The organism is Streptomyces sp. H27-H1, from assembly GCF_026627445.1.
Classification (GTDB): Bacteria; Actinomycetota; Actinomycetes; order Streptomycetales; family Streptomycetaceae; genus Streptomyces.
In genome coordinates, this window is the sequence record NZ_JAPNLJ010000104.1 from 1 (window position 1) to 7,661 (window position 7,661).

The 7,661-nt window shown below is 68.0% G+C and carries 5 protein-coding genes, 1 tRNA gene and 1 pseudogene; 4 read left to right on the forward strand and 3 right to left on the reverse strand.

The features are described 5' to 3' along the window. Positions 1 to 634: 634 nt before the first annotated feature. A tRNA-Ile gene (locus OTB20_RS41510) sits at positions 635 to 708 on the forward strand. A gap of 175 nt (positions 709 to 883) precedes the next feature. Here the strand turns inward: OTB20_RS41510 and OTB20_RS41515 are convergent. Beyond that, on the reverse strand, positions 884 to 1,270 hold the full coding sequence (locus OTB20_RS41515) for an ArsR/SmtB family transcription factor (protein ID WP_267825090.1): 387 nt from the start codon (positions 1,268 to 1,270) through the stop codon (positions 884 to 886). Between the two features lie 238 nt (positions 1,271 to 1,508). Between OTB20_RS41515 and OTB20_RS41520 the strand changes: the two genes are divergently transcribed. Next, a complete protein-coding gene (locus OTB20_RS41520; RefSeq protein WP_420716616.1) occupies positions 1,509 to 2,492 on the forward strand; it encodes a cation diffusion facilitator family transporter in 984 nt (327 codons plus the stop codon). A gap of 557 nt (positions 2,493 to 3,049) precedes the next feature. Here OTB20_RS41520 and OTB20_RS41525 read toward each other — a convergent pair. After that, on the reverse strand, positions 3,050 to 3,766 hold the full coding sequence (locus OTB20_RS41525; protein WP_267825092.1) for a response regulator: 717 nt from the start codon (positions 3,764 to 3,766) through the stop codon (positions 3,050 to 3,052). Then, positions 3,763 to 4,899 carry a sensor histidine kinase gene (locus tag OTB20_RS41530; protein ID WP_267825093.1) on the reverse strand — a complete coding sequence of 379 codons (1,137 nt, stop codon included), beginning with the start codon at positions 4,897 to 4,899 and terminating at the stop codon, positions 3,763 to 3,765. The genes OTB20_RS41525 and OTB20_RS41530 overlap by 4 nt, the downstream gene beginning before the upstream one ends. 203 nt (positions 4,900 to 5,102) lie before the next feature. On the opposite strand from OTB20_RS41530, the gene OTB20_RS41535 reads away from it, so the two are divergent. Both OTB20_RS41535 and OTB20_RS41540 read left to right on the forward strand, forming a co-directional pair. Beyond that, positions 5,103 to 5,669: an RICIN domain-containing protein gene (locus tag OTB20_RS41535; protein WP_267825094.1), complete on the forward strand. Its 567-nt coding sequence runs from the start codon at positions 5,103 to 5,105 to the stop codon at positions 5,667 to 5,669. A gap of 641 nt (positions 5,670 to 6,310) precedes the next feature. Next, positions 6,311 to 7,517: pseudogene (locus OTB20_RS41540) on the forward strand (IS110 family transposase). Positions 7,518 to 7,661: the final 144 nt, after the last annotated feature.

The following is a 7,661-nucleotide window of genomic DNA, read 5'->3' on the forward strand; positions in this document are numbered from 1 at the left end:
GGTCCTCCACGGTCACGGACGCCAAGTGCGGCAGGAACAGGTCGAGTATCTGATCACTTAACACCCGCACCATGATCGACCTGATGCACGGTCACGCTGGGCGATCCCGAAATGTTGATCAGAGCCGTATGTCGAGGCCACGGTCACGTATGCAGACGGTCTTCGCCGGTGCCGCTCGGCGTTCGGGCTGGGGAGCTGTGGCGTCCTGATCGTGTTGTTGGTGCGGCCCGACCGGCGGTCCGCTGTCGCTTGTCGCACGCATGCGTAGAACGGGTCCGGACACAGCACCAACCGGCCGTCCGGCCCTGCTGGTGTCGGTGCGCGGGTACAAAGCGGCCAGGAGCGGCGTAGACAGGCGGGAAGGCTGGGTGGTCACGGTCGTGCTGGGGCCCAGGAGCGTCGGGGCAGGGTCTTCGGGCCGAGGTGCGGGGCCGTGCGGGTTGGGGGGCGTGTGAAGCGATCCGGTCCCAGCCCGGCCCCGTCCGGCCCCGTCCGGGTCCCGGCTCAGGGGCCGTCCCCCGGCATTCCATGATCGCAGGCGGTAGAGGCGTTGACGGCTGCCCGCCCCCTGCAGCTCGGGTGTGGCCGGGCAGGACATGTGATCGACTGCGTGTTCTAATCGGGTGTGGGGGCTGGGGTGGTAGCTCAGCTGGTCAGAGCAGCGGACTCATAATCCGTCGGCCGTGGGTTCGAGTCCCGCCCACCCCATTGAGCTCACAGCGACAACGGGGCAGTACGCGTCGAAGGGGTTCGCCCAGGTCTGCGCAGATCCCGGCGTGATCAGACCGCGCGGCGCGGTGGGCACGAGCGCGGACAACGCGACACCGCGGGCCTCGACGACGAGGGCGACGCCGGCGCAGGGTGAGGCGGCTCAGTGTCCGGCTCACACGGCGACTGTGGGGGCCGCGTAGGCGCTCGAGATCTCAGGTATGCCCAGGCGGAGGTGTTCGACGTGGAAGAGGGCCAGGTCGAGGAGCTGTGCGACGTGGTGGTCGTGGAGGGCGTAGACGATGGACCGCCCCTGGCGCTCTGCGGGGACCAGACCGAGGTTGCGCAGCAGGCGCAGCTGGTGTGAGCAGGCAGAGGACTCCATCTCCGCGGCCTCGGCGAGGACTGAGACCGCGCAGGGGCCTTCCTGGAGGCGGGCCAGGATGCGCAGCCGGGAGGAAGTTGCGAGAGCCTGGAGGGTAGCGGCAACGTCGGCGGCCCCCACAGCGTCCAGGCGTTCGCGGGTGGTGGTGCGGCGCTTGCCGTCGATGTCATGGCCCATAGCAGCCATCTTCCCCGCAACGCATGAAGACATGTTCATGTGTACCTGTGTGGTGGTGGCGTCGCACACGCCGCCCGGCCCGGGCGGCGCTGCCCCCTCCCGTCTCCTGGAAGGTGTCCCTGTCGTGAGCACCCCCCACAATCACGATCACGCAGCACCCGCCGGTCACGGCGAGGGCCATGCGCACGACCAAAACCCTGGTCACGGACATACGCATGGTGATTCCCGCTGGTCACGGCTGCGCCACCAGGCAGCGCACGTGGTAACCCCGCACAGCCACGAGGCGATAGACAAGGTCGACTCCGCCATGGAGACCTCGAAGGAAGGCATGCGCACCCTGTGGCTGTCCCTGGGAATCCTGGGGCTGACCACCGTGATCCAGGCAGCCGTCTTCGCCCTCTCCGGCTCCGTGGCCCTCCTCGGCGACACCATCCACAACGCCGCGGACGCGCTGACCGCGATACCGCTGGGCATCGCGTTCGTACTGGGGCGCCGGGTGGCGAACCGCCGCTACACCTACGGCTACGGCCGCGCCGAGGACCTCGCCGGCATCGCCATCGTGCTGACCATCGCCGCCTCCTCCGCGCTCGCCGCGTACACGGCCGTGGACCGCCTGCTGAACCCACAGCCGGTCACCCACCTGTGGGCCGTGGCCGCCGCCGCGATCGTCGGGTTCACCGGCAACGAATGGGTCGCCCACTCCCGCATCCGCACCGGGCGCAAGATCGGCTCCGCGGCCTTGGTCGCCGACGGCCTGCACGCCCGCACCGACGGACTCACCTCACTCGCCGTCCTCCTGGGCGCCGGTGGCGCCGCCATCGGCTGGAACTGGGCCGACCCCGTCGTCGGCCTCCTCATCACCGCCGCGATCCTCCTCGTCCTGAAGGACGCCGCCCGCGAGGTCTACCGCCGCCTCATGGACTCCGTGGACCCCGCCCTCGTCGACACCGCAGAACACACCCTGACCGCCGTCCCCGGAGTCCTCCACGTCCAGGACGTGCAGATGCGCTGGATCGGACACACCCTGCGCGCCGAAGTCGCCATCGTCACCGATCCCGACCTCACCGTCCGCGACGCCCACGCCATCACCGTCGAAGCTGAGCACGCCCTCATCCACGCCGTCCCCCGCCTCACTGCGGCCACCATCCACGCCAACCCACATGCCAAGGCCGACAGCACAGACCCCCACGCCCCCCTCGTCCACCACAGGCACGCCGCCTGACCGGGCACCCGGCACGGAGGGTCCCGGGCTTCGAGACCCGGGACCGCGCCATTTCCCGGCTTCCCCCTGCGGTGAGAAGCCGTATTCATACCGGTCGTGATCGTTGAGTTTCCGCTGGTCAGGAGTGAACTCCGCTGCGGTGAGGGAGCAAGGGGCGTCTTGTCTCTCCTTGATCGGTGGAGGTGGCCGGTGCCCTCGGTGAGGCGCCAGTAGTAGAAGCTCGTCCGGGAGCTGCTCGATGTAGTCCAGCAGCAGGGAAGCGGCCGGTTCCGAGATGGGTGAGGACAGTTCTCCGAGCCGGAGGAGTACTACTCCTCCGTCGTGCATCACGTCGTCGACGGTGAGCCGGACGATCCGGGTGAGGGGCTGGGCGTAGAGGAGCACGATGACCCCAGCGACGCGGAGGTTCTTCGGTGCGTCCTGGCCGGTCAGCAGTCGGCCGAGGGCGTCCAGGCGTTCGTCTTCGCTCACCGCGGCTCGCCGGGTGGTTTTCATCGCGGGTATGGAGAGGGAGCGTCGGCAATGGCGGTCCTGCATGGCCCAGTTGAGGAAGGGTCTCAAACAGTTGCGGCCGTGCTAACCACCCGCTGTCCAAGATCAGGGGGGAACTTCATCCGGTACTCCTGTTCCTCGAGCGCGTCCTCGCGTACCCGGACGGCCAGATCGATCTTCGTGTACGCCGGCCTTCCGGCCTGCTGGTACTTCTCCTTCACCCGGTCCAGGTAGTACTTGGCGGTGTTCGGGGTGATTCCGGCGCGCCGAGCGGTGGACTTGAGGGTGAGCCCCGAGGCGTAGTCGAGCAGGACCTGGAGTTCCTTGGGCGACAGCCGGGGCCGGGCGGTGCTCTTGTCGTGTGCCCAGGCGAATGCCAGCTCGGGGGAGTGCACCGTACCGCCGGCCGCCACCTCCTCCAACGCGCTCACCAGGGTCTGCAGATCGTGGTCCTTGGTCAGATAGCCACATGCCCCGGCCGCCATTGCGGCGACGATCCGCGAACGGTCCGCCACCGTACTGATGATCAGTACCCGGCTGCCGGCCGCACGGAGTCGGGATATGTTCTCCGCAGGCGTCGAGTCGTCCCGCAGGACCAGATCCAGCAGGACCACGTCAGCTGCAACGTCCGCCGTTTCGCCCGTGGCCGCGCATGCTCCGGCGAGCAGTTCGTCCACCGTGGCCACCGCCCTGACCAGCCGTATCCGGGGCACATCGCGCAGCCAGGACCGCAGTCCCTCGAGCAGCATCCGGTCGTCGTCGACCACGGCCACGGTGATCATCCGGGCCAGCGCAGTTCGATCCGGGCCCCGTCTCCGGGGGCACTGTCCACCTCGGCCACGCCCCCGACCGTGCGCATCCGCGCGTGCACCGAGTGACGGAGCCCGAGGCCGTCACCGACCCGGGCCGGGTCGAAGCCGACTCCGCGGTCGACGACGGTGACGACCAGTTGACCGTCGTCCCCGGTGGCCGTCAGATAGGCGTGTCCGGTGCCGGCGTGCCGCAGCACGTTGTTGAACGCCTCGGTAACGGCGGCTGCCAGGGCCGTGGCAACGGCGGTGGGCACCGTCGGCAGGCCGCAGTACTGAGCCGTCACCACAAGGTCCAGACTCTCGGCGGAGCGTACAGATTCCTCGAGTGCTGCGCCGACGAGTGCCGTGCCGGTCTCGGGACTGGGCTCCGAGTCGGCGTTCTGCTGGATCAGCCGTCGGAGGTAGGCGGCCTCCCGGGCACAACGGCCGCGTACCTGCGGCGTGTTGGCGTCGATACCGCCGCCCGCGATCGTGGTCAGCGTGGCCAGTACCGTGTCATGCAGTGCACGGTGATGGGCGATCCGCTCCGCGTACCGGGCCCGTTCGGCCTCGGCCGTCATCGCCTGCTCCGTGGCGGCGTCGAGCAGGCTGCCCTGCTTGCGCAGATACCACCAGAAGACCCACGCCATGACGGCCGACGAGAGCACCGCGTTGAGGTGCCCGCCGACGACCGCCATCCCGGCGCCGGTCATCCGGTACCCCACCAGATGGGTCACCGCCAGCAGCACCACCACCGCACCGACGATCGCCGGCCGCCGGATCGTCACGGCGGCAGCCGCGCTCGCCGAGCCACCCAGCAGCATCACCCAGGCGATCGACGCGGGCTGTTGCACCCCACTCCACGCGTACGCCACGAACGGCAGGACGCACCCGGTGATCAGCACGTCGGCCCAGACGAGCCGGGGGGCGAACCAGCCGCGCGAGCGGGCCGTGCCGTACACCAGCACACTGCAGCCGACGGCCGCGGCCAGTACCAACCAGGAGACCGGGCGGTGGCGTTGGTGCTGGATGACGGCGACGAGGCCGACCATAAGGTGGCTCGCCCGGTACAGCATCGTGGCCAGGATCATGAAGGCCTGAGCCCGCTGAAGCCCCGAGCCCATCCGCACCACATGCCTCCTTCGTGGACACGCAACCCCCCTGAACTGGTGGTACTGCGGTGCGATAGTCCTCGATAGCTTCTTGCACGTCAGAGCCGCCGCAGCAACGGATGATGTGGCGAGCACCATCGGTGGGCGCCAGCCAAGGGCAATCAGATCACCGTGCCGGGTCGTGGCGCCCGGCTATTGGAAAATGAGGAGGCAAGATGACTCGAACCCTGCACCGTGGCGTCATCGCAGTCTTGATGTCGCTGTTGGTCCTGCTGATACCCACGCCTGCCAACGCGGCAGACCCGGCGATCCAGTACACGACGTCGCCGTTCAATGCGGCCATTTACGAGATGAGAGCCTCGTACTCGTGGCAGTGCCTCGACGTCCGGGGTGAGTCCCAGAGCCCGGGCGCGGTCATCCAGCGGTACGACTGCAAGGGCAAGCTGCACCAGCGCTTCTACTTCATGTCCTCCAACACCCCGGGTATGTTCTACATCGGCGTCTTCGGCAAGTACTGCATCGGTGCGGCCAACGCATCGACCGCGGACAACACCCCCATTGTCATGGGGTACTGCCAGGGCCCGGGGCAGCACTTCCGCTGGGTCGACCAGGGCAACAACCACTGGGAGATCGTCGAGGCCGCCAGCGGCAAGTGTCTGCACGACACCGGGCGTGGATCGGCGATCCAGCTGCGGGCCTGCGGCAACATCGCGGAGCCCTACCCGTCGCTGTGGACCCCGCTCTACCACCGGCAGTACAACTACGGCAGCGTCTGGGGCTGACCCGGCCCCTTGTACGGATGTCCGGGCGGCCGGGGAAGTTCGCCTTGCAGTTCCCCCTCTGGTTTGGACAGGTTGATACTGGGGCGGATGTTCCCGGAGGAAGCAGTCCAAGGTAGTGAGTGGCAAGAGCAATACGAGTAACGACCTTGGGGTCAATTGAGGTCGGGACGTGTTGGCCTGGCGGTTCGGCTGGTGGGTGATCAGCAGGTTGTCGTGCGGACGAGGACCAGTTCGGTGCTCGTCCGGCGGCGGGTTGGCCTGCGGGCGGAGCGTCCGAGAGGAGGGACGCGATCGCCTGGTGGGTCTCGTCGTAGTCCTCGCGACGCCCGGTGTACGGCTTCCTTCAGGCGGAGCTTGTGCCTGCGCCGGACGCGCCGGCGCTCGGCCTGTCCGTTCTGTTCCTCCGGTCCGCCCGTTACCTTCTTCGTGGCCTCGCAATGAGGCTCCAGGCATTCGGTCCCGGTATGACTTTTCGCCCCAGTCGAGATGATCGAAAAGGTGGTGTCGCCGGGGCCGGAGGCATTGGCAGACCGCTGATTAGAGGCACGAGCGCCCTCGAGGCAGTCTCTTCGTAACGTGGATGCCGGCACGCTGATGCCGCAGGTGAGGCCGGGGAGAGCACGAGCACGGGAGCGACGGGCATGACGGACGAGACTGCCATCGACCTCTACCTGGGTTTGGACGTCGGCAAGGGCGAACACCACGCCACCGCCGTCAGCCGAGCCGGGAAAAAGGTGTTCGACAAGCCGCTGCCCAACAGCGAACCGAAGCTGCGGGAGCTGTTCGAGAAGCTCCGGGCCAAGCACGGAACAGTGCTGGTGGTCGTCGATCAGCCGGCTTCCATCGGAGCTCTGCCCCTGGCGGTCGCCCGGGACGCGGGCTGCCGGGTCGCCTACCTGCCCGGGCTACAGTAACAATGCGGCGAATCGCCGATCTCTACCCTGGTGAGGCCAAGACCGATGCCCGCGACGCGTTCATCATCGCGGACGCCGCCAGAGCGATGCCCCACACTCTGCGGACGATCGATCCCGCCGACGAGGCCGTCGCTGAGCTCGCGATGATCGCGGGCTTCGACGACGACCTGGCAGGCGAGTCCACCCGGATCGCCAACCGGCTCCGCGGCCTGCTGACGCAGATCCACCCGTCGCTGGAGCGGGTACTGGGCCCGCGCATCCAGCACCCGGCCGTGCTCAGACTGCTGGACCAGTTCGGCTCCCCGGCCCAGATCCGCAAAGCCGGAAGGCGACGGCTGGTCATACTGATACGGCCGAAGGCACCTCGGATGGCCGAACGGCTGGTCGAGGACATCTTCACCGGACTCGACGAACAGACCGTCCTCGTCCCGGGCACCGACGCAGCCGCGCTGATCGTCCCCAGCCTCGCCAGTTCCCTCCAGTCCGTCCTTGACCAGCGCAAACTCCTTGCCACAAGGATTGAGGAACTCCTGGAGGCCCACCCTCTTTCCCAGGTCCTGATCTCCATGCCCGGCATCGGGATCAGGACCGCGACCCGCATCCTCATAGACGTCGGTGACGGCAGCGGCTTCGCCACCGCCGGACACCTCGCCGCCTACGCCGGCCTGGCACCCGTGACCAGGAACTCCGCTCCTCCATCCGCGGCGAACACCCCTCCAAGCGCGGCAACAAACAACTCAAACGCGCCTTCTACCTCGCCGCGTTCGCCTCGCTCTCGCAACCCGAGTCACGCGCCTACTACGACCGCAAACGCCGCGAGGGAAAACACCACATCGCCGCCCTCATCGCACTGGCCCGACGGCGCATCGACGTCCTCTTCGCCATGCTCCGAGACGGGACCTTCTACCAGCCGCCCACGCCGACTACGGCTTGACGAAAGCCATAGAGGCACCTTTTTGCCGGGCGGTCTCATGTTCCTGTGCGGCTTCCTCCAGGGCGTCCATGAGGTGCTTGCTGACGCGCATGCCCGCGGCGTCGTGATGGGCGCGAACCGTTGTGGAATCCACGCTGACCAGCG

Excerpts from the sequence above, each read along its gene's own strand:
- OTB20_RS41530 (WP_267825093.1), bottom strand. The coding sequence starts at position 4,899 with ATGGGCTCGGGGCTTCAGCGGGCTCAGGCCTTCATGATCCTGGCCACG.
- OTB20_RS41525 (WP_267825092.1), bottom strand. The coding sequence starts at position 3,766 with ATGATCACCGTGGCCGTGGTCGACGACGACCGGATGCTGCTCGAGGGA.
- OTB20_RS41515 (WP_267825090.1), bottom strand. The coding sequence starts at position 1,270 with ATGGGCCATGACATCGACGGCAAGCGCCGCACCACCACCCGCGAACGC.
- OTB20_RS41535 (WP_267825094.1), top strand. The coding sequence starts at position 5,103 with ATGACTCGAACCCTGCACCGTGGCGTCATCGCAGTCTTGATGTCGCTG.